Annotated in this window: 17 protein-coding genes and 1 pseudogene; 17 read left to right on the top strand and 1 reads right to left on the bottom strand. The window is 41.5% G+C overall.

Features of this window, described 5'->3' with window-relative positions; all coding sequences use genetic code 11:
• Nucleotides 1-9: 9 nt before the first annotated feature.
• The 10 genes and pseudogenes from IPP74_11400 (at nucleotide 10) to IPP74_11355 (ending at nucleotide 10,202) form a co-directional block, all read left to right on the top strand.
• Entirely contained in the window at nucleotides 10-198 is a 189-nt protein-coding gene (locus tag IPP74_11400) for a hypothetical protein (protein ID MBL0319876.1), read from the top strand.
• Nucleotides 182-3,427 (top strand): hemagglutinin repeat-containing protein, encoded by a 3,246-nt coding sequence (locus IPP74_11395; GenBank protein ID MBL0319875.1) that lies wholly within the window; start codon nucleotides 182-184, stop codon nucleotides 3,425-3,427. Before IPP74_11400 ends, IPP74_11395 begins: the two co-directional genes overlap by 17 nt.
• Before the next feature lie 21 nt (nucleotides 3,428-3,448).
• A complete protein-coding gene (locus IPP74_11390) occupies nucleotides 3,449-4,168 on the top strand; it encodes a hypothetical protein (GenBank protein MBL0319874.1) in 720 nt (239 codons plus the stop codon).
• 11 nt (nucleotides 4,169-4,179) lie between these two features.
• Nucleotides 4,180-4,407 (top strand): hypothetical protein, encoded by a 228-nt coding sequence (locus IPP74_11385; protein ID MBL0319873.1) that lies wholly within the window; start codon nucleotides 4,180-4,182, stop codon nucleotides 4,405-4,407.
• Nucleotides 4,408-4,430: 23 nt separating this feature from the next.
• Nucleotides 4,431-5,487: pseudogene (locus tag IPP74_11380) on the top strand (IS3 family transposase).
• Between the two features lie 154 nt (nucleotides 5,488-5,641).
• Complete coding sequence (locus tag IPP74_11375) at nucleotides 5,642-6,043, top strand: hypothetical protein (protein ID MBL0319872.1); 402 nt, start codon at nucleotides 5,642-5,644, stop codon at nucleotides 6,041-6,043.
• A gap of 759 nt (nucleotides 6,044-6,802) precedes the next feature.
• Nucleotides 6,803-7,681 (top strand): hypothetical protein, encoded by an 879-nt coding sequence (locus tag IPP74_11370; protein MBL0319871.1) that lies wholly within the window; start codon nucleotides 6,803-6,805, stop codon nucleotides 7,679-7,681.
• 10 nt (nucleotides 7,682-7,691) lie between these two features.
• On the top strand, nucleotides 7,692-8,024 hold the full coding sequence (locus IPP74_11365) for a hypothetical protein (protein MBL0319870.1): 333 nt from the start codon (nucleotides 7,692-7,694) through the stop codon (nucleotides 8,022-8,024).
• 44 nt (nucleotides 8,025-8,068) lie between these two features.
• Nucleotides 8,069-8,755, top strand: coding sequence for a hypothetical protein (locus IPP74_11360; protein ID MBL0319869.1), 687 nt, complete (start codon nucleotides 8,069-8,071; stop codon nucleotides 8,753-8,755).
• A 664-nt stretch (nucleotides 8,756-9,419) separates the two neighbouring features.
• Nucleotides 9,420-10,202, top strand: a complete 783-nt coding sequence (locus IPP74_11355; GenBank protein ID MBL0319868.1) for a Crp/Fnr family transcriptional regulator — start codon at nucleotides 9,420-9,422, stop codon at nucleotides 10,200-10,202.
• Here the strand turns inward: IPP74_11355 and IPP74_11350 are convergent.
• On the bottom strand, nucleotides 10,162-11,994 hold the full coding sequence (locus IPP74_11350) for a hypothetical protein (protein ID MBL0319867.1): 1,833 nt from the start codon (nucleotides 11,992-11,994) through the stop codon (nucleotides 10,162-10,164). The two genes, IPP74_11355 and IPP74_11350, sit on opposite strands and share 41 nt — an antisense overlap.
• A 253-nt stretch (nucleotides 11,995-12,247) precedes the next feature.
• On the opposite strand from IPP74_11350, the gene IPP74_11345 reads away from it, so the two are divergent.
• Genes IPP74_11345 through IPP74_11315 form a run of 7 tightly spaced genes read left to right on the top strand, consistent with a single transcriptional unit; the run spans nucleotide 12,248 to nucleotide 22,068 of the window.
• Entirely contained in the window at nucleotides 12,248-13,900 is a 1,653-nt protein-coding gene (locus IPP74_11345) for a hypothetical protein (GenBank protein MBL0319866.1), read from the top strand.
• Between the two features lie 22 nt (nucleotides 13,901-13,922).
• On the top strand, nucleotides 13,923-14,330 hold the full coding sequence (locus IPP74_11340) for a response regulator (GenBank protein ID MBL0319865.1): 408 nt from the start codon (nucleotides 13,923-13,925) through the stop codon (nucleotides 14,328-14,330).
• A gap of 8 nt (nucleotides 14,331-14,338) precedes the next feature.
• Entirely contained in the window at nucleotides 14,339-15,541 is a 1,203-nt protein-coding gene (locus IPP74_11335) for a response regulator (protein ID MBL0319864.1), read from the top strand.
• Nucleotides 15,542-15,587: 46 nt separating this feature from the next.
• Complete coding sequence (locus tag IPP74_11330; GenBank protein ID MBL0319863.1) at nucleotides 15,588-16,520, top strand: NAD-dependent epimerase/dehydratase family protein; 933 nt, start codon at nucleotides 15,588-15,590, stop codon at nucleotides 16,518-16,520.
• Entirely contained in the window at nucleotides 16,517-17,395 is an 879-nt protein-coding gene (locus tag IPP74_11325; protein MBL0319862.1) for a hypothetical protein, read from the top strand. Before IPP74_11330 ends, IPP74_11325 begins: the two co-directional genes overlap by 4 nt.
• Nucleotide 17,396: 1 nt before the next feature.
• Nucleotides 17,397-19,733 (top strand): hypothetical protein, encoded by a 2,337-nt coding sequence (locus IPP74_11320; protein ID MBL0319861.1) that lies wholly within the window; start codon nucleotides 17,397-17,399, stop codon nucleotides 19,731-19,733.
• Nucleotides 19,720-22,068 carry a hypothetical protein gene (locus IPP74_11315; GenBank protein MBL0319860.1) on the top strand — a complete coding sequence of 783 codons (2,349 nt, stop codon included), beginning with the start codon at nucleotides 19,720-19,722 and terminating at the stop codon, nucleotides 22,066-22,068. The genes IPP74_11320 and IPP74_11315 overlap by 14 nt, the downstream gene beginning before the upstream one ends.
• Nucleotides 22,069-22,073: the final 5 nt, after the last annotated feature.

Raw genomic sequence — 22,073 nt, 5'->3', positions numbered from 1 at the left:
GAAGATGCCTTGCTTAAAAAACTAGGCACACGTTTTATTACCCCTGGTATTACCGATGCTAACGCACAAATCACCCAGCTTTATGATAATGCCAAAGAGCAAATGGGTAGTTTAAATTTATCGGTTGGTATTGCCTTAACCGATTCACAGCAATCGCTTTTAACCAAAGATATTGTGGCTGGTGCAGCAAACCATTAACGGTAAACAAGTGTTAGTGCCTACTGTATATCTAGCCAGTAGCGATGCCCAATTAAAAGACATTGCACAAAACACCGGCGCAACATTAAACGGCCATGATATTGCCTTAACAGGCAACAGCATCACCAACCAAGGTGGTCTACAAGCTCAGCATAATCTAACCATCAACTCAAGCACCGTTTCAAACCAAGGTGGATTAATCAAAGCGGGTAATAATCTAGATATCACCGCAGACACAATCAGCAACAGCGCATCCGTAGGATCAAGCAGTTATGGCAAAAGCACTTTTGAAACACTGCAACATCAAGGAACCCTTGCCGCAGGAAACAACGTAAACCTCACCACCAGCGGCGATATCAATTTTAACGGCGGTGTGCTGGATGCCGGTGGAACCGGCAGCTTAACGTCGACCAACGGCAACATCATCATCGACAGCCAGGCCTTAAACAACCACACCGATGCGTCCTATCGCCACAGCCATTACACCAGCGACAGCACCTTGCAAATTGGCTCCTTATTAAGCGGCCAGCAGCTGGTGTTAAATGCCGCCAACGACATCACCATCAAAGGCAGCGATGCGCAAAGTGCTGGTGATATTAATTTAACCGCACAGAATGTCACCATCGGTGCCGAAACCGAAAGCTACCATTACCACGAAACCAGCAGCAGCAAAGGCTTTATGAGTTCTAGCAAGAAGGAGGTCAAACAGGATCAGGAAAGCTTGCGAGGTTCTACGTTAACGGCAGGAAATAACATTAACATCAATGCCAATGATAATATCAACGTTACCGCCTCTTACGCAGAAGCAGGTAACGATATCCATTTACTAGCCGATGCGGATAACAATGAAACGGGCGGCATTACCATAGAAGCTGGTAAAGGTTATGAATCCAGCTACGTGTATAAAAAGGACAGCGGTTTCACCGGTGGACTTTCTGGCATGAGTTTTGGGGTGAGCTACCAACAAACCAAAGACAGGATCAACAGCTACCAGGAAACCTTACCCTCGATGATGGTAGCCGGCCATGACATTACGATGGATGCCAGTGATGATATCAACATTCTCTCTAGCGTCGTGAATGCTGGCCATGATGTTATCCTCAACAGCGATAATAACATTAACCTGTTGGCACTGGATGCTGATAACAGCTACGCCGAATCGCATAAGATGACTAGCATCGGCGTAACCGTTGCTATTCAGGAAGGATTTACCGGCTTGATTGATTCTGTAAAAGGATTAGGCGATAAAGGTTCTGGCAGCTATGCAGGAATTCAAACGGCGGCGGATGCCTATAAGGGAGCTTCGCAATTTGCATCGATGTATAACGCCAGCAAAGGCTTTACTGACCCATCACAATTACTGCCTAGCATTTCTGTCAGCCTCGGCATCTCCAGCAGCTCCTCTAAATATGAAACTAGCGGCAGCAATTTTACGCAGACGCAAATTACCGCCGGACATGATTTTATTAGCCATAGCGGTAAGGACACGACTGTAAAGGGAGCGAATATTCTGGCACAGAATGTGAATATGGATGTAGGCGGCGACCTCACCGTAGAATCAGTACAAAACACCCAGGAAACCAGTAAAAGCGAACATAGCGGCGGCATGAGTGTGGGTATTAGTTATGGTGTTAATGGTCTATCACCAACATTTGGTGCGAATGCTTATAGCGGCAGCGGTGATGGGCACAGGAAGTGGACGGATAATGTCACATCGATTATTGGCACGAACTCAGTTGATATTGATGTCACCGGTAAAACAACCCTAACAGGTGCTATGATCGCGCAAGCAACTCCACAAGAAGACGGCACTTACATAGACGGCGGCAACCTCACCTTAAACACAGGCTCACTGGAAGTGAGCGATTTAACCGATGAAGATATTTGGCATTATGAAGGCGCTGGAATGGCCGTTGGCTTTGGCGGCCCTCCAGGACAACCGGTCTTTGGATCAGGTTCTAACTTATCCTCATCCTATACCCCATCCTTAAAGATCGAAGATGACACCAAAATCGGCGTCACCCACGCCACCATCGGTGCAGGAACCATCACCATAGCAGGCCAGGCGGCAACCGATGACCAACTGAATGGCGTTAACCGCGATGTAAACAAGGTTCAGGAAATCCTGGTGGATGAGCATGATCATCTAGATATAGAAATCCCGCTGAGTGGGTTTAAAGATATTACAGATATGGTGAATGATATTGCGGCTAAAATTAAAGCTGGCGCGACCAAAGCAGAGATTGCTAAAATACTGGCCGATTCTGGATTAACACCTGAAAAGAAACAGGAAGCTTTGATTCAAGCACTTGCAGGGGCAGCGATTAGTGAGAAGGATTTAAAGGAAGCTAAAGCACTTACGAACGATTTGATGCAAAATGGTGTGAGCGAAACAGGAGTGAGCAAAGAAATAAATGACCAGATTAATGGTATGGGTCTTACAGATCGCTTGGCACTTTACCTTGCATTAAAAGATTATGGTAATAATGACCCCAAAGCTGTAGCGTTACGGCTAGCAGTAATCGGTACTTTTTCGGATAATCAGATCAGTGGGTTTTATGATGCACAAGGAAAAAAAATCCCCGATCTTTCCGAGCGGCTTGTGGATAATTTGAAAAACAATCAGACATTTATTAATAGTTCACAGAATTTTAAAAATTTATCCGATGATGATATAATAGAGTTGGCAAGGCTCGTTTCAAACGATATGGCATCCATATTAGGGATGCCTGCCATCGGTAAAATAGTGATATCAGAAAAAAATAATGAAGGGGATATGAATTATCTTGATGATACAGTAACAATTGATCGAGATTTTTTGTTGAAAAATCCAGATTTCTCTACATTTGTTTCAATGATATCGCATGAAACAACACACGCTTATCAACATAATGCAGAGGTGAGTCTTTTGAGTAGTGATTATGGTTATACCAAAACAAACATTGCCTGTACGTCTTTGGGATTATTTTGCAGCAATGCCTCTCCGTATTCATCCATTGATGATTCTTCCTTGAATTCTGATGCGATGCTGCAGGCCGTTATTTTTGGAATTAATCAAGATAGTCATAATTATATCAAGCTGTTAAAAGAGCCTAATTCAGGTGATGAAATAAGCAAAGATGAGTATGAAAAAAGCAAAGCTGATTACGAAAAACAGCCTATTGAGTCAACGGCGTATAAAGTACAGTCTGATGTAAAAAAAGCAGTTAGCGCATGGTTGAAGCCTTAAATAAATGGAGCTAAATAACAAATGAATAAATTTATAAAAATCATTAATTCTCTTGTTATAATATTTGTTATATGCATATGCAGAAACTCTTTTTCTGAGGAAAGATATTCTTATTTTGTGGAAAAACAAACAAGCTATATTTATCCAGTAAAAATTGGGATTAGATATTGGGGTAATCTTATATATGGAATACCTGGAAAAAATAGCGATGATTACTTAAAAGAAGAATTGAAACAACCAAGAAGTTATTTACTTAAAGATAAACAGAGGTTAATGAACCTAAAGAAGACAGATTCAAAAGACCAAATTCTAGGAACTTATAAGGGATTTAGAGGGGGATATTATGAATATTTGATGCGTCCTGATAGCGGGAATGAAGGATACGAAAATTGGGAAATGGATGGTCCATTGGATTGTGGTTATCTTATCATCGATAAAGATGGTTTTATTTGGCCTTTTCTTAAGAAGGGACCCGCTGAATGGCTGTTATACAGTGACATAAGTCTTATCAATCGATCCGGTTCGGTTAGTCGTCATTTTCCATTGTCAACCTATGACCAGAACGGGAAACTTATACCAAGAGAAGGACTTGATCAACATAGCCATTATGCTGGCCAAACATTCGAATCTAAAGATCCTTATTTTGCACATGGTGTTATTGGATATTTAAAAGATAGAGATTTTGAAATAACAGGCGTAGAGGAGAATGTTGATTTTAATCCTAAAGATTTCAAGGAATAATAACACTTCTTTTGAATCTCAATCAGCCTTTTAAGTTATCACAAGATGGTACTAATTATATCAAGCTGTTAAAAGAGCCTAATTCAGGTGATGAAAAAAGCCTAGCTGATTACGAAAAACAGCCTATTGAGTCAACGGCGTACCAAGTGCAAGGTAGTGTCAAGGCAGCAGTTAACGCATGGTTAGATCCTTTGACGTGCTCCCCAAAAATTGGTCCACAAAAAAGTAGAGTCTGTTAACTTTAACCTAAAAGGAGCAGACTATGAAAAAGCGTTACACGGAAGATCAAATCATTCGCATACTTCACGAGCATGAAAGCGGTACTGGAACAGGAGATTTATGCCGGAAATATGGGATAAGTTCAGCAACATTTTATAAATGGAAATCGAAGTACGGTGGGCTTGGTGTATCGGAAGCAAGCAGATTGAAGGCGCTTGATGAAGAGAACCGTCGTTTGAAGAAGCTTTAGCTGAGGCTGAATTAGACAAAGCGATATTGAAGGAAGCCCTGTCAAAAAAGTGGTAAAGCCTGCATCTCGGCGTTTGTTGGTAGAAGATATCTGCCAAACGAAAGGTTTATCAGAGCGTCGCGTTTGCAGGCTATTAGGATTTGCTCGCAGCACCCACCGTCATAAGTGGAAGCATGATGATAGTGAGCTGCTTGCCGTCCTAAAGAAACTTGCGCACGAGCGTTGCCGTTTTGGTTACCGTCGTTTGGCTATTTTATTGAAACGATAAGGTTATGTTATCAATTTGAAGAAAGTTTACCGATTATACCGAGAAGAAGATTTATCTGTTAAACGTCGCAAGGGCAGGAAACGCGCATTGGGAAGCCGCGTTCCCTTGCCATGCTCTCGCCGATTGCACGAAGTGTGGTCACTTGATTTTATGAGTGATGCTTTAGCAGATGGCAGAAGATTCCGTATCCTTGGGATTATGGATCACTATAGCCGCCAATGCCTTAACCTCGTTGCAGACCTGTCGATTGGTGGTCACCGGGTTGTACGTGAACTTGACGTTCTGATAAAGCGGTATGGGAAGCCCGGGACAATCATCAGTGATAATGGTACGGAATTGACAAGTAAAGCGGTGTTAATGTGGGCAGAGCATCATGGGATCAAATGGCACTATATCCGTCCTGGAAAGCCTTCAGAGAATGGTTTTACAGAAAGTTTAAATGGGAGGATCAGAGATGAATGTTTAAATGAACATTGGTTCACGAGTTTGCGGGAGGCACGGGTAATGATTGAAGAATGGAGGCAGGATTATAACCATGTGCGCCCCCATTCCAGCCTGGGTTACCAGACACCCGCACAATTCGCCGCGATCAACACCGCATTGGGCATGCCCAATGCGGTGTTGATCGCGAAACCAAAAGCAGTTATAAAGAACTCAAGACCCTACTTCTAACTGGTACAACAATTGGGAGCACCTCAAAAATATCAGCAGGTGGACGGTCAATGGAGAAGAAATAATGTTTAATTCGTTGATTGAAGATATAAAAAGGAACTTTAATTTTCTTATATTGAATTATGGATTTAAAATTGATGAAGTGAGATATGATGAAACTGATTTTGGAAACGCATATGTAGAATATAAGAATCAGGATATAACTATTCGGATTATCCGTGAAAGAGGAGAATATTTTATGGATATAAATAAGAATAGAACTGATGAGTGGTTCTCGTTTTTTTATTTTATTAAATTGATCTCGCCTCAAGAACTAGTTAGCAAAAATATTGATATACTTTCAATTCAACTTAGTGAACATATAAATCAAATTATTATCCAAATGAATGAAAATAATTATAATGCAACATCTGAATCCTTGAAAAGAATAACATCAGAATACACAAGCGCGATGTTTAAACATTGATTAAGGCATTGGCGGCTATAGTAATCCATAATCCAAAGGATACGGAATCTTCGATCATCCACTAAAGCATCACTCATAAAATCAAGTGACCATATTTCGTGCAATCGGCGAGAGCATGGCAAGGGAACACGGCGTCCCAATGCGCGTTTCCTGCCCTTGCGACGTTTAACGGATAAGTTTTCTTCTCGGTATAATCGGTAAACTTTCTTCAGATGTATGGCATTATAGTGGTGCTGGCCTTGCTGCAGGTTGGAGCTTTGGCGGCAATAATGGTGGCACTGGCACACCGGCAAAACCGGTAGCGGGCACCAACACGTCTCTACCTTCGTCATTAACCTCTTCTGTACGTATTGATGATGATAAGACAATTGGTATAACCCATGCCACGGTTGGTGAAGGAACCATTACGATTAATGGCGAACCAGCAACCACTGATGAACTTAACGATTTAAATCGTGATGTAAATAAGGTTCAGGAAATTGTTAAAGATGAACATAATTCCCTCGATATTGAGATACCGATTGATGGAAAAACATTAACCATAGCCGTCACGTTTATAGGTGATGCTGCGGCATCACTAAGTGACAAACTATCTGCTGTGTTTGACCAAGCGATTGATCAGGCTGTGGATCAAAACATGTTAAATGCAAACAGCAAAGACAATGTTAAAGCCGTGATGGAAGCTTTAAAGATGGTGAAATCACACCTGAACAGCTTACTGGATGTGACGAGGTTAGTTTTAATATCCGAAGCCTCTTTGTGGCAGACGCATATGCCGCCAGTATGTGCCATATTGAGTTGAAGAGCGGCACGATTGTTATCAGTAAAAGTGATCAAGACTTTGCGAATAAACTTTATCAGGAAACACTTAAAACACCGAGTATCGGATCACTTTATGCAGATGAGGGATTGATCGCATTCGACAATGTCTGCAATGCCGATCCTACCTGTCGTGTGGCCAATCAGGATGCAAGCTTCAAAGCACTAGCATTAGCAGGAATAACCGTATCGGTTTTTGGGGTAGCGGGATTAGCCGGAGGCGGAGCAGCCGGTACCGATGGTTTTTTACTGGGTGAAGGTGATGGACTTTTCTTAAGCGCACAACAGCTGGAATTAAAGATTCAAACAAGCGCTGCCAGTTTAGCTCAATTTTTAACGAATGCGTATATAACAAATACCCTGAGTGGCCTCGATCCCAACAATCCAATGATGGGAACAAGCGGCAATAACGGTATCGATTTAGAGGGTTACAGCTCTCATGACGGCAGCACCCTTCCGAAAGATCCTGGATTAAGTTTCCCTGGGTATGATAATACATTACCTGGGTTTGAGATACCGGATGTTGATGGGATTGATGTGTTTACGAGTCAGTTACCCGATGATTGGAGAAATACTGTAAAACTTAATGATACGCAAACCTGGCCAATTCCTCCAATATCGGGAGAATTTATAGAAGGAGATCCTTCAAGAGCGAAACCACTATCAAGAGGAGAAAAAAGTCTGTATGATCAAAACGGAGGGGAATGGAGATGCTTCCCTGGAGATAAATATCATAATCCGCATTGGGACTATAAGCCCTCTGGTTTAAATCAGGCTTGGCAAAATGTTCCAATAGGTAATTTGCCAACCAGAAAATAGTAGCTTGACTATGTTAAAAATAAAGTACATAGAAAATTTTAAAGAAAATCATCCCTATCTACTTATAGTAAGCACGAAAGAAGGATTTTTAAATGCTTCTAATTTTTTTATTAACAAAAAAGGAGTATTTTTAAATGATAAGAATATCACGGGAATTTGTGATATAGGTTCCTTAAATAATAGTAATTTATTACTAACCGAAGATGAATGTAAGAAAATTTCCGAATGTTTCAAGCAAGTCGTATATGCTGGCGAGCCCCGGCATATATATATTGATATTAACGCATTGGCTGATGTAGAGATCATTATTTCATATTTGGAATATGATGATTTATTTGCATAGTTATATAATGTATACGACAAACTTTTAGCAGATGGAGGATACTAATGAAAATAACTATTAATCTTCTGTTATGTGCAATTATAACATTTATTGATATTCAATCCTCTTATTCTTCTGGTATAAAAGAAGATACGTGGTGGAAAAATGAAGAAAGAGATCTAATACATCCAGTAAGAATCTCGGTCATTTATTTGGGATACCCTATTCCAGGAAGGCCGTTGACACATCAAGAAAATTATACAAAGAAATTATTAGGCCTAATTAAGAAAGTAATTTTAAGGGACGTTGACGATTTAAATAATTCAACCGTGAATAAAACTCTTTCAAATGAATACTTGTTATATTTAAAAAGTGACATCGCTGGAAAAGAAAATTTTGAAATTGATAATCCTCAATTACCTCTAGATTGTGGTTACATTGTTATTGACAAGAATAATCACATAGATTCATTTCCGTTGGACAATCCCTGCAAATGGCTACTATATTCTTTTGTTAGACGAACAAATAGGGATAAGGGTCTCACTTTGTATTTATGGAGTGGTGTAAGACCAATCCCAGAAGTTAAGGGAAGAACCATGAGGGGAGTTCCTAATGAATATTTTGATAACAAGGATCCTTATTATGTCCAAGGTTTAATTCGATACTTACAGCAAAATGGTTTCAGGGTTACCATGGTTGAAGAAGGTGTCAAATTTGATTCCAACGATGTTATCCGTAATGAAGATCAATAATTTGATATCCTTGACATAGAGGTGTCCTTTAATAAAAGTTAGGTTTAGTCGCTGTTATGCATCGTTACGTTCGCTACGCTCACTACACGATGCATAACAGCTTTTTGCTTAACTTGCTATCAAGTGACACAGTTATTTAAACACTCCCGAGCCTTTAAACAGGTATGGGGCAAATAACGTCTTATGGGTCTTTCCTCATTCCAAGTCAAGTATGGCATGAGGATCGACCCTAGTATTAATACTGTATCTGTGCGTTAGTCTAGATCCGTGGAGATGAGTTACCATCTTTTTGTTTATCATCTTTGCGGTGTTGTCGATCGGATGGTTTGAATCTCTGAGATCGTGAAACAGCTTGGCTGGGGATACTAAGGCTACCGCTCTTGTTCTTCTAGGATCGCATGTACATCAAAGGAACATACAAAATTTCCTCTGGACACCCAAATCGAATTTTCTCAATCAATAACATATTGATTTATAATGATCTGAAATTTCAAATCTCAGTAGCCGACGAAAACAAGACGATAGGTGCTCTTTTGCCTAATGGTTCTTTATTGGCATCTAGAATTCTGTGACTAAACTTCTTAGGAAATAAAAGATTTCATTCATCGAACATTAAGCTATTTGCAATTAAGCTTAGGGTTGGATTTAGTTTTAGTGAGAGTGTATGCCTCTGACAATTTCTGCTGATGTTGTCAGGATGATTCCATTGTTTTCTGGTGTTCCTGAACAGGATAAAGAGACGTTACTGAGCGGTGGGTATGTGCGACAATGTGCCCGCGGAGACATGTTATTTGCACATGGTGAACCGGTGACGCATTTTTATATCATCATCAGCGGTATGATTCGCCTGTTTAGAACCAGTCCTGATGGTAAGGAGAAAACGATCAATGTACTAACCATGGGGCAGACACTGTGTGAAAGCGAGATTTTCGATGTGTGTCGGAGCCATCGTGTGAATGCTATGCCAGTCGAAGAATCGGCCGTGATAGAATTTCCTATAGAATGGTTTAAGGACGCGATCAGGCAGCATAGTCATGTTGCTCTCAACCTGTTCTCCCTCATTGCCCATCAGGCACATATGGCTGAAATTGAGGCTGAACATCAGGCAACCATGTCTGCGGCACAGCTGGTAGCCTGTTTTCTGCAGCGGCTTTGTGTGTTATATGATCTAAATTTGCATGATTTTGAATTACCGTATAGTAAAACGTTAATTGCATCCAGGCTTGGTATGGAGTTGGAAACTTTCTCACGTGCAGTAACCAAACTCAAAGAATATGGGATGAGTGTACGAGGAACCAGCGTGGCGATTCATGATGTAAAGCGTCTTGGGGGGTATGTTTGCAGCTCATGTTCGGTATCGGGCGAATGTGAGGCCTATCATTCCTTACATCGGCGCCAGGATTATATTATTCTTCACGCTGAGGGGATGAAGATCCAGAAATTTTAAGGCGCGATCTGGGGAAGTGGCAAAAAACGGTCGTGCCTTTCCCCGGTGTGCTTTCAATGTCGAGAACCCCCTGGTGAAGTGTTTCAATAATCAATTTAACATTATAAAGGCCATATGAGGAAGCACCCAGCGTGCTAATGTGAGCCGCAAAGTGCTGCGGGGGCTTAAGGGTTTCTTCGATGTTTTCAATGCCATATCCTTCGTCACGGATTAAGATCGACATTTGGCGGTCATTAATATGGCTGTTAATCCAAATCCGCTTATTGGCGTGGCTTGGGCTAAATTTAATTGCATTGGTTATAAGTTGATCAAATGCCCTGAATAATTCCTGACGGCTGCCAGACACCAGGTATTTATATTCTGAATCTATGTCTGGGATTATCTGCACATTTTTTAGTTTAGCATAGGAACTGTGAAGCCCTATAATATCACGAAGTAATTCGCCAATATCAACGGATTCATCGAGCTTAACAGGTGTAAAATCAGTGTGCGATGGTAGTGAAGAAAGCATTGAATCAACGGCTTCTGATGCTTTCTGTAAATAAAGGGATATTTGAGCGTTATTCTGGTCAGGCTCAGAGGAGGCGTCTGAGCTGTCTTGAAGCAAGGTTTTATGGGTATGCTGTGCCTGGTTAATTGATGTCTTAATATCATGAGCAAGGATATGCCGCAACTGAACTAATTCGTATTTGGTGTGGGTGGAATCACATTCGGATCTTTTATACTCTTCCTGGCTTAAATGATAAAGCGACCGATATTGTCGATAGAGCCGTTTATAGACATGAAGTCTTACTAGTTTTTTGATGATGGTACGAAGCTCTTTGCTCTGTGGTCGAGGGATATTAAGTAAGCGTATTTTTTCAGTATGTTCCAGGCGGTGGCTAAGCAGTACTATCTCGTGAATAGGTTTAATAAACAAACGAACAATGGCCAATACAACGAGTATCACCATAAAAACAAATAAAGCGCTCATCATCCCTAGAAAATTGAGATCATTCCAGATGATATCGTAAAACGAAGACCGGCTATAGCCGGTTAATATGGTGAAAGGGGTATTGGATATATGTGTGAAATATTGATAATTAATGCCCTTAAAGCTAACAGGGCGATTCAGGAAACCGGATGGTCGAGCTTGAATTTCTTGAGTAAGTTGTGCGTACGAAATGGGAAAATCAGAGGAGGTGATATTTATGGACGAAGCGACTATTTTAAGATGGTCATTAAATACCACGTAACTGATACCGAGTCCTTTGTTTGATGCATCAATCTTGCTGATGATTTTGAGAATATCAAATCCCATACTAATCGTACCAAGATAGCGCCCTTTGGGTAACGCAATACCCATTCCAGCAGGAATAACAAGTTGGCCGCTAGGAATGCCGATAGTGGGATCTGAAAATAGCAGGTTCCATGGTTGTTTATGAGCCTGCTGGACATAGCTGCGATGAGACATCGGGTTTTGTTTTTGTAAGATACCATGCCGGGTACTAACGGTCATTATATCATGGGCATTAATCCAGTCAAAGAGGGACCATGAGAATAATTCCATTCGCTCAGATGAAAAACTGGGGACATTTTGAAAGGCATCTTTAATGGCTGTGGGGGAGGTGTCCGGTTGAGATAAAATGATGTTACCCAGATAAGAGACAAGACCCGAAGCATAATTAAACGATTCATCAAAAATGCGTTGGATGTGATTGGCACCAACTACAAGGTTTTCATCAAGCTGCTCTTTCTTTTGCAAGTATGATTGGTAAAGAAGTAGGGATACTAATAAGGAACATATTCCCACAAACCCTACTAAAATAAGAGAGATATAGGAGGGCTTTATTCTTTTAAAAAAATTTTGAGCGTTCATGCTTTTAATATAAAAAAGTGCCTTTGTATTCATGAGGCATATTGTATCATAAATTATGATAGATACCAGAGTGCATTAATTCATCCGAATGTTTGGGGTAGTTAGGAACTTATTAACCCTGTTTTGCTAGGGTGGCCTGGATGTTTAATGTAAAATATGGGATCTACGGCGGATGGAAAGTACTTCGATGGCTCAAATGCCCCCAGTAAGCGGAACTGCCGGTAAGCAGTCATTTATAAGATGGGTCATCTATGGGACTGCGATTGCCTGTGTTTTGCCATTTATCCTTAATCTTGCCGGGATTAGCCTGGGGCTTCCCTACCAATATATTAACCTAACGTTGCTCTTAAAAATGACACCTTTAGAGCAAATGACCTTTGTCCAGAAATCGCTTCTGGGGGCTAATTTCTACGCCTTAGTGGAGTGGATAGCCTGTATGTTGGCCGCAGTAGCGATGGTCTTTTCTGTCTCTTATTATAATTATTCCAAGCATTTTCTGTTATTCTGGTTATCGTTCTTGCTGATGATATCCGGTATTTGGAATGGATTATCGGCATTGCTGAGTATCCAGTATTATGACACTATTTATACACAAAAAATATCATTGATCCTGGTTTGGCTTTTGGGGCAATGCTGTGTTGCTTTGATAGCGTTATTGGCTGGTATCTGGTATGTCAAAAAACCACATCAGATGATTGTCGTTAATCGTAAGTTATTTAGCTTGTTATTAATAAAGGTCAGCATCATCTGCTTTATATGTATGGCGGCACTATTAGCTACCGATGCTTTTCATATCATATCACGGTCGTTTCAAGGGGTTGAACATGCAATAGACACGCTATCGTTGTTATTATTCATCGGCAATACGGTTCTCTATGTCTATATTCATCATAAGACCAAAGATCTTGTGTCGTTTTCGCTTATATTATGGAGCTTTATAGGTGTGCTTCATGAAATTGTGGTTGCATTTTCTCCCGACGAATTATATGGAAACGGGATGTATGTGGCGACCTATTTGAAAATTATTTCTTATATAGCCTTGCTTATTATGTTGATTAAAGAATACCATCGTATCCACCAAAGTTCTATTTGTGATATTGGCTCTGCTATTGAGCGGTATCAACAGGAAATCATCCATTATACCCACGAATTGCAGCGTAGTAATCAGGAACTTGATGATTTTTGCTATGTCGTTTCACATGACCTCAAGGAGCCTCTGCGGGGTATTCACAATTATTCAACGTTCCTGCAGCAAGATTATGGCGATAAAATGGATGAAAATGGTAATCGTATGCTGAACTCCATTACGCGTTTATCCTCGCGTATGGAAGGATTGCTGGAAGCTCTTTTATATTATTCTCAGGTTGGGCGTGTTGAGCTTGCTGTTAAAGAGACGGATATCAATGAGATTGTTGATAAGGTGCTGGAAACCCTGGAGCCGCTGATTGAAGAAAAAAAGATTGAGTTAAAAATTCCTCGTCATTTTCCGATTATAAGATGTGATCATATCCGTGTGGCAGAAGTCTTTCGAAATCTTGTTGTGAATGCGATCAAATATAATGACAAAGAGCATAAAAGCCTGGAAATCGGGTGGTTGGATAAGAAGCGGGATAATAAGACCGTATTCTACGTTAAAGATAATGGTATTGGCATTAATAAGGATCAATTTGAAGCGATCTTTAAGATTTTTAAACGTTTGCATGGACAAGAACAATTCGGTGGTGGAACTGGTTCGGGCTTAACGATCATTAAAAAAATTCTGGAGCGAATGAACAATATTATCTGGTTAGAATCTGAAGTGGGAAAGGGAACAACATTCTTTTTCACCTTAGGTGAATGAAGATTTAGTAAGGAATATGGGGATGAATCAACCAAAAAAATATCAGATCATGGTGATTGAAGATAGCGATGATGATTTCTACGCGACCAAAAGGGCGCTGCAATCGAGTCAATCGCAATCGGAGTTAATTCGTTTTGTGAGTGCAGAAGATGGAATTCGTCATCTTTTTCAAGCGGTGAACATGCCAGATTTAATCTTAATGGATTTAAATTTACCTGGACAGAGTGGTATTGAAGCAACACGAAAAATTAAATCGCAAAATACCTATAAAGACATACCAATTGTGATGCTCTCATCGTCACCCAACGCCAAGGATATTGAAGAGGCATACCGGGCAGGTGTCGTGCAATATCTGCATAAAAGTTTTGATGTGAATGTATATTTCAATCACATACGTGATGTAACGCGTCAATGTTTAGACAGTAAATAGGAGTGGTGATGTTTAAAATATTAATCGTGGATGATAGTGCTGCTGACAGAGAAGCGTATATCCGCTTTTTACGTCAGGATACCGATCATGACTATGTTTATTTTGAGGCCGAATCCGGAATGGAAGGTATCCAATTCTATAAAGCAGAAAGGCCCGACTGTGTCTTACTTGATTATCTTTTGCCTGATATTGATGGTGCCCAAGTGGTAACCGAATTAAGGCGGTTGGAAGAGCATGTTCCCATCGTAATCTTGACTGGACATGGAAGTGACCAGGTGGCCAAGGATACGATGGCCAAAGGTGCCCAGGATTACCTGGTTAAAGGTGTCATCACGGCATCGGCGATGCGTCGTGTGGTGAATAACACCATTGAGCGGATTCAATTATTTAGAAAAATCACCGATCAAAACAAAGAGCTTAAAAAGGAAATCGAAGAACGCATTGACGCGCAAAAGAAGCTTCAAGCCTATACCAAAGAGTTAGAAATTGCCCGTGATATCGCGCAGGAAGCCTCGCGGGAAAAAAGTAATTTCTTGGCGAATATGAGTCATGAAATCCGGACGCCAATGAATGGTGTCATTGGTATGACCGAACTGATGTTAAATACTCAGCTTACCGAAAAGCAGATGAAATATGCTAAAACCATCTATAACTCGGGAGAAGTATTGCTGGGCATTATCAATAACATTCTTGATTTTTCTAAAATTGAAGCAGGAGAACTGAAATTATTATCTGAAACGGTTGTACTAAATGATATTGCTAAGGCTTCGGTAGAGTTGATGACACCCAATGCAGAGAAAAATAAAAATATCCTTAAATTAGAATATAACCCAGATCAACCGTATAAGGTTATGAGTGATTCACTGCGTTTAAGCCAGGTATTTAATAATTTGATTGGCAATGCCGTGAAGTTTACCAAAGATGGGACGGTAACCGTTCGCATTTCCGAAGTGTCGCGTCAACGTGATCAGGTAACAGTGTTATTCGAATTTATCGATACAGGGGTAGGGATTGCAGCCGACAAAATGGATAAAATGTTTGGACATTTTGTTCAGGCAGAAATGTCTACAACCAAGACATTTGGCGGGACCGGATTGGGTCTTGCTATTTGCCAGCGTTTAGTTGGTTTAATGGGGAGCGTTATCAAAATTGACAGTGAGTTGGGAAAGGGGTCTCGTTTCTATTTTGAACTGACTCTGCCAACGGCTTAAACAAGGATGTAACGCATAAAAATGTATCAGCATGAGGGGGGATTTCATGCGCTATTTAGTAACGGGTGGGTGTGGATTTATCGGATCTCATTTGGTGGATGCTTTGATTAAGCAGGGCCATGACGTGGATATTCTTGATAATTTATCAACGGGAAAACGTGAGAATGCGCATAAGCAAGCCAATGTTATTGTCGGCGATATCTGCGATGAAATATTGGTAGCAAGTTTAGTACGCAATGCCGATGGCTGTTTTCACCTGGCGGCGGTTGCGTCTGTTCAGAAATCGGTAGAAGCCTGGTTGAGTACCCATAAAACTAATGCCAGTGGCACGGTTACGATTTTTGATGCAATTGCTCATCAAAAAACGCAGATACCGGTGGTTTATGCATCCTCTGCTGCGGTCTATGGCGATAATCCTAAAATGCCCCTTACCGAGGACACGCCCGTGAATCCCATTACGGCGTATGGCGCGGATAAATATAGTTGTGAGGTTAATGGTAAGGTAGCGTATTTGGTCCATGGTATTCCAACACTTGGTTTGCGGTTTTTTAATGTCTATGGCCCAAGACAAGATCCTAAATCGCCATATTCCGGGGTTATTTCAATTTTCTCTAATCATATTGCTGACAATAAACCCATCAAAGTATTCGGTGATGGTGAACAGATGCGTGATTTTATCTATGTACAGGATGTGGTGGAAACCATGATGCGGGGAATGAGTCAATTATCATCGCGCAAAGGCGCTTGGGTTCTCAATGTTTGTACAGGCCAAGGAACAACATTGAACCGATTGATTCATACACTGGAAGAGGTAGCAGGACAGCGGGCAATCAGTGAATATTGTCCATCTCGTGCCGGCGATATCCGTGTGTCACTGGGGGATAATCATCAGTTGCAGCGGTTTTTGGATCATCGGCCTTCTATTGAACTGCACCAAGGCCTTTCCTCACTTATTTTAGAATTAAAAGGGCATGTATGAAAAAAAAGATCGTTACATGGGCTATCCTCGTTATTCCTGTTTTGCTGGTTGTCATATTAGGCTCTATGATGGGTTTTTCATTTGCCAGCACAAAAACAAACAAGCCTGTACTTAGTGATTCGACTTCACAATGGGGTGCTTTTCTTCATCACGAAACCATTCCCGAAGATCTTGAAAAAGCAAACCCACTTGTATTTTCCTATGAAACTCATCCACCCCTTCAATCCTACATCGACCGGAATAAAACATTACTAGCAGAATTAAATGTGATCGATGTTGCTTCTGGAGAACTTGGCTATGAACGGGCTGAAGATAGTAAATTAATGATGGGGCCCAGCAATCGGGATGCCTCTCACATGTTGGTGGATATACGTAAAGCCGATTGGAAGCAATATCTGATTGAAAGCAAACTTCAGTCATTATTATTGCGAAGATTCCAAGGCGTGTACATCGATAGCCTGCATGAAGCACGGGAACTAGAAGCCAGAGATCCTAAACGTTATGCTGGCATGGTCGCATCGGTGGTCGAAGTGATCAAGGCGATACGTTATCAATATCCATCGGTTATCATCGCCGTTGATTATGATGAAACACTGACCCCCCAATTATTACCGGTTGTTCAATATGTGATTGCTGATTCGATCATCACCACACCGGATGCAATAGCGAGGCCGGCTCAAGAATCGATGCGTGCCTTACGACTTCTAGGCCAATGGAAACATCAATATCCTCAGTTGACGGTCTTAGTAAAAGAGCAGTGGAATCAGGATGATAGCAAAGGCCAAGCTGATTTGGCGAATAAAATCAGACAAAATGGATTTGTTCCTTTTGTTAGAAGGATGGCCGACCCTAAGGTCGTACTGAGAGGAAAGTAATATGATATCTCACCTGAAAAAGTTTCTTATCGGATGCTTCGTTGCGGTAGGGTGTCAGTGGATGATGCCACATGATGCGTTTGCTCAGCCTGTTCCACGGGTGGTGATCGCCCTTTATAATGGTGAGGGGATTGATGGTGTCCGCTTTTCTCCTACCCATCGATTTGCAGAAATGCCGTTAAACCAAGTGGGATTGGTCGTTGAACATTATGATGTTCGCAAAGGATTACCGGATATCAAAGGCCGCAAGGACGTACGCGGAGTGTTGACATGGTATTCTTCTGGAACACGCATGAAAAACCCACAGGCATATTTGAAATGGGCTGAGGATGTCATTAATTCTGACAAAAAATTAGTGATTCTGGGAGATCCTGGTTTTTATGTTGATAGTCAAAATCATGAAACGCCAGTCTATCAAATTAACCATTTATATTCCAAGTTAGGCATTCAAGATAATGATGAATGGGTGAATGTCATACGCAATGTGGTGTTTATCAAAAAAGATTTGGAGATGGTTGATTTTGAACGGCAGCTGACCAAATTTTTATTTCCTTACCAAAGAATTAGTGTGGTTGGCAAGGATACAACATCTTATTTAACGGTTCAGCAAGGCGATGATACAAATACGCGCAGCCACCTGGTCGTGACCAATCCGCATGGCGGGTTTGTGGCTGAAAATTACGCGTTTTATTTACACGAAGAATATGATGGTGCAGGTAGGAAGCCTATCGAAATTGGCGGTGATACCTCCATGACCAATAAAGAAATCCGCATGTGGAATATTAATCCCTTCGCGTTTTTTAGCAAAGCGTTTCAAACCGATGATTTACCCAAACCCGATGCATCAACGCTGGCTGGGCGCAGAATTTATTACAGTCATATCGACGGGGATGGCTGGAATAATGTGACCTATGTTGAAAAATACCGTCACCAGGACGTGCTTTCATCGCAAGTGATTATGGATAATGCGATTAAAGCTTATCCAGACCTACCCATTACCGTTGCTCCTATTGCCGCTGAAATGGATTTGAGCTGGGCTGGCATTCCCGACGGTATTCGCGTTGCTAAACAATTATTTGCCCTGCCTCACGTTGAAGTGGGTTCGCATACATTTACGCACCCTTACGAGTGGCAGTTTTTTGAACATTATAACCGTGAATTAGAAAAAGGTTATAGCCCTATGGGTAAGCGTTATAATCCAAATGCGTCGCCCCTTTACGTCAAAATAGCCAATTTGATTTCTAAAACGCAAGCACGCGTACAAGGTTATAAGGGGAGATGGCGTGAAGGCTCTCTGTATGAAATGCCACGGGCTTATTTGGAGAAATCCTTTGATCTAAACAGGGAAGTTGCTGGTTCAATTCAGGCAATTCAAAAAGTAGCGCCTAAAAATAAGCCGGTCAACATATTGATGTGGTCTGGAAATACTATGCCGTATGAAGAGGCGATTAAAAAAGTAAGGGAAGCAGGCATTGCTAATATCAATGGTGGTGACAGCCGCTATGACCGTGAATATCCCTCCTATGGTTGGGTTTCACCTCTTGGTCTAAGACGCGGCAACGAATTGCAGGTTTACTCTTCAAGCAGTAATGAAAACACCTATACCGACTTATGGACGGGGCGGTATCATGGTTTTAAATATTTATTATCGACGATAAAGAACACGGATTTTCCGATGCGTGTGAAACCCTTTAATATCTATTACCATATGTATACCGGAGAAAAAGAAGCAAGCCTGGATGCCCTAAAACAAAATCTTGATTATGCCATGCAACAGGATATCACGCCGGTAGAAGCCAGTGAATACTCACGTATTGTTCAAGGATTTTATCGTGTGCAGTTAGAAGAATTGCCCGGTAATGCCTGGATTGTCAGAAATAGAGGAGAACTACAGACGATACGGTTTGATAAGGCATCCAAAAAGGCAATCGATTTTGAGCGATCAAGAGGGGTTATTGGTGAGCGGCAATTTCAAGGATCGCTCTATGTTTACCTGGATGCAAACGAACCCGATCCGGTTATTACATTAAAAACGCTCTCATCGTTTATGGGACCTGCAAATGAAGATCGTCCCTACCTGGTGGACAGCCGCTGGTTAATCAATCATTTAAAAATCGGTGATTCAGGTTATGCCTTTAGTACACGAGGCTATGGTCGTGGCGAAATGAAATGGTATGTCCCTGATGAGGGCAATTACCAAATTGAAGTCCATGGAACATCCACACCGTTTATAACCCATGCAAAACGACAATCTGATGGAACCATACGTTTTGTATTGCCCAAACAAGATAGTTTGCAACCCATTGAGGTAAAGGTAACTAACCGTGACAAGGGGTAATCGAATCATCAGGTATGGGCATCGATTTATTTCCAACGTGAGCCGTTTGGGCGTGGTTGTGTGCCTGTTTATGGCAATCTGTTTGCCTGGCTTCGTGTGGGCACAGCCGATTCCTCGTGTGGTCATTGGCTTATATAATGGCGAAGGGGTCGAAGGCGTACGTTATTCACCGACCCATCGATTGGCCGAAATGCCGTTGAATCAATTGGGCCTAACCATGGAGCATTACGATATCCGCAAGGGGTTGCCTAATATTAAAGGCCGTCACGATGTGCGTGGTGTTATCACCTGGTTTTCACCCGGTACTCATATGGGCAACCCAGCGGATTACCTTAAATGGGCCTCAGAAGTGATCGATTCGGGTAAAAAATTTGTGATCATTGGCGACCCTGGATTTTATGAAGATAAATTGGGAAAAGAAACGCCGGTCTATTTGATCAATCAGTTTCTTGCAAAGATTGGTCTTCGTGATGAAGATGAATGGGTTAATCTCACCTATCATGTGAAATACATCAAGAAAGATTTGGAGATGGTTGATTTTGAGCGCTTGCTTACCGGGTTCTTAATGCCCTATCAGCGGATGATGGCTATTAGTAAAGATACGGTCTCGCACCTGGTGGTAGAGCAAGGCGATAATGAATCTACCCGCAGTCACCTGGTGGTAAGCCATCCTAACGGTGGTTATGTGGCAGATAATTATGGTTTTTATTTCCAGGAAACGCCTGAAGATCTAGGCCGCAGTAAGGCGGTACAGGCTGGTGTCGATACATCCATGCGTGGACATGAAATACGGATGTGGTACATCAATCCATTTGTCTATTTTGGAAAAGTATTTCAAACCGATAACATGCCAAGGCCCGATGTAACCACGATCGCAGGCAGGCGAATTTATTACAGCCATATCGATGGCGATGGCTGGAATAATATTTCATCGGTTGAAGAGTATCGTGGTAATGAAGTCTTATCGTCGGAAGTGGTGATGGAGCATGCCATTAAAGCGTATCCCGACTTACCGGTGACGGTATCACCCATCGCTGCTGATATTGATACTCAATGGGTTGGTACTGAAGAAAGCAGAAGGGTTGCGAAGGAATTATTAGCCTTACCTCAAGTGGAAGTGGCGACTCATACCTACAGCCATCCCTATGAGTGGGAATTTTTTGAACAGTATAGTAAAGAAAAAGAATCGCCTTATATGCCCTTATATCGACGGGTTAGCCGTAATGCTTCCCCTCTGTTTGTTAAGCTCTATCAAAAATTAGCCAAAACTCAGGAACGCGTTCAGCGTAAAGAAAATAAGATAATTGATTACGAAATTCCACGCGCTTTTGCCGATAAGCCTTTTGATTTGGCTAACGAAATTAAGGGCTCTGTGAATAAAATAAAAGCCTTAGCACCCGCGGACAAACCTGTAACCATGCTTATGTGGTCTGGTAATACGGCTCCTTTTAAAACCGCCTTTGAAAAAGTCAAAGAAGCAGGATTGCGTAATATCAATGGTGGCGATAGTCGCTATGACCGCGAGTATCCTTCCTATGGCTGGGTGGCACCTGTGGGGATTAAAATCGGTGATTACGTACAGGTTTATTCATCCAATAGTAATGAGAATACCTATACCGATTTATGGACAGGACGTTTCCATGGGTTCAGATTTTTAATTACGACGCTAAAAAATACAGAATTTCCTATGCGCGTAAAACCGCTTAATATCTATTACCATATGTATTCTGGTGAAAAAGATGCAAGTCTGATCGCGCTGGAAGATAATTTCAATTATGCAATGGCCAATGAGATTGCGCCCATTGAGGCGAGTCTGTATGCGGGCATTATTGAAGGATTCTATCACCTACAAGTGGAAGCCGTCCCCGGAGATGGCTGGCTGGTTAAAAATCGTGGAGATTTACAGACGATCCGCTTTGACAAAGCATCGATGAAGGGGGTTGATTTTTCTAAATCTAAGGGCATCATTGGCGAACGTCATTATCAAGGTTCCCTCTATATTTACCTCGATGCTGCAGAGAGTGAGCCTGTTATTTATCTTAAAGCATTGCCAACTTTATTGGGTTCTCCAACGGATGCGAAGCCGTATCTTATCTCTAGCCGTTGGCTTATTCATCATACGCATTATCAAGGAAAGAGTGTTGAGTTTACCGCCCGGGGATATGGTTTGGGTGAAATGCAATGGTCTATACCTCAAGGAACCCATGCTAAAGTGAGTATAGCTGGAATTAATAAGGTTATGGATGTCGTTCGTCAGCAAGATGGAACAATCCGTTTCTGGTTGCCAAAACAATATGGCGCCAAGCCGATCCAGGTTAAAATTGAATGGTTATAAGCTAA

The sequence above is a fragment of the Alphaproteobacteria bacterium genome, assembly GCA_016722515.1.
GTDB lineage: Bacteria > Pseudomonadota > Alphaproteobacteria > Rickettsiales > JADKJE01 > JADKJE01.
The sequence above is the reverse complement of the archived record's forward strand: the minus strand, read 5'-3'. Positions and strand labels throughout refer to the sequence as shown.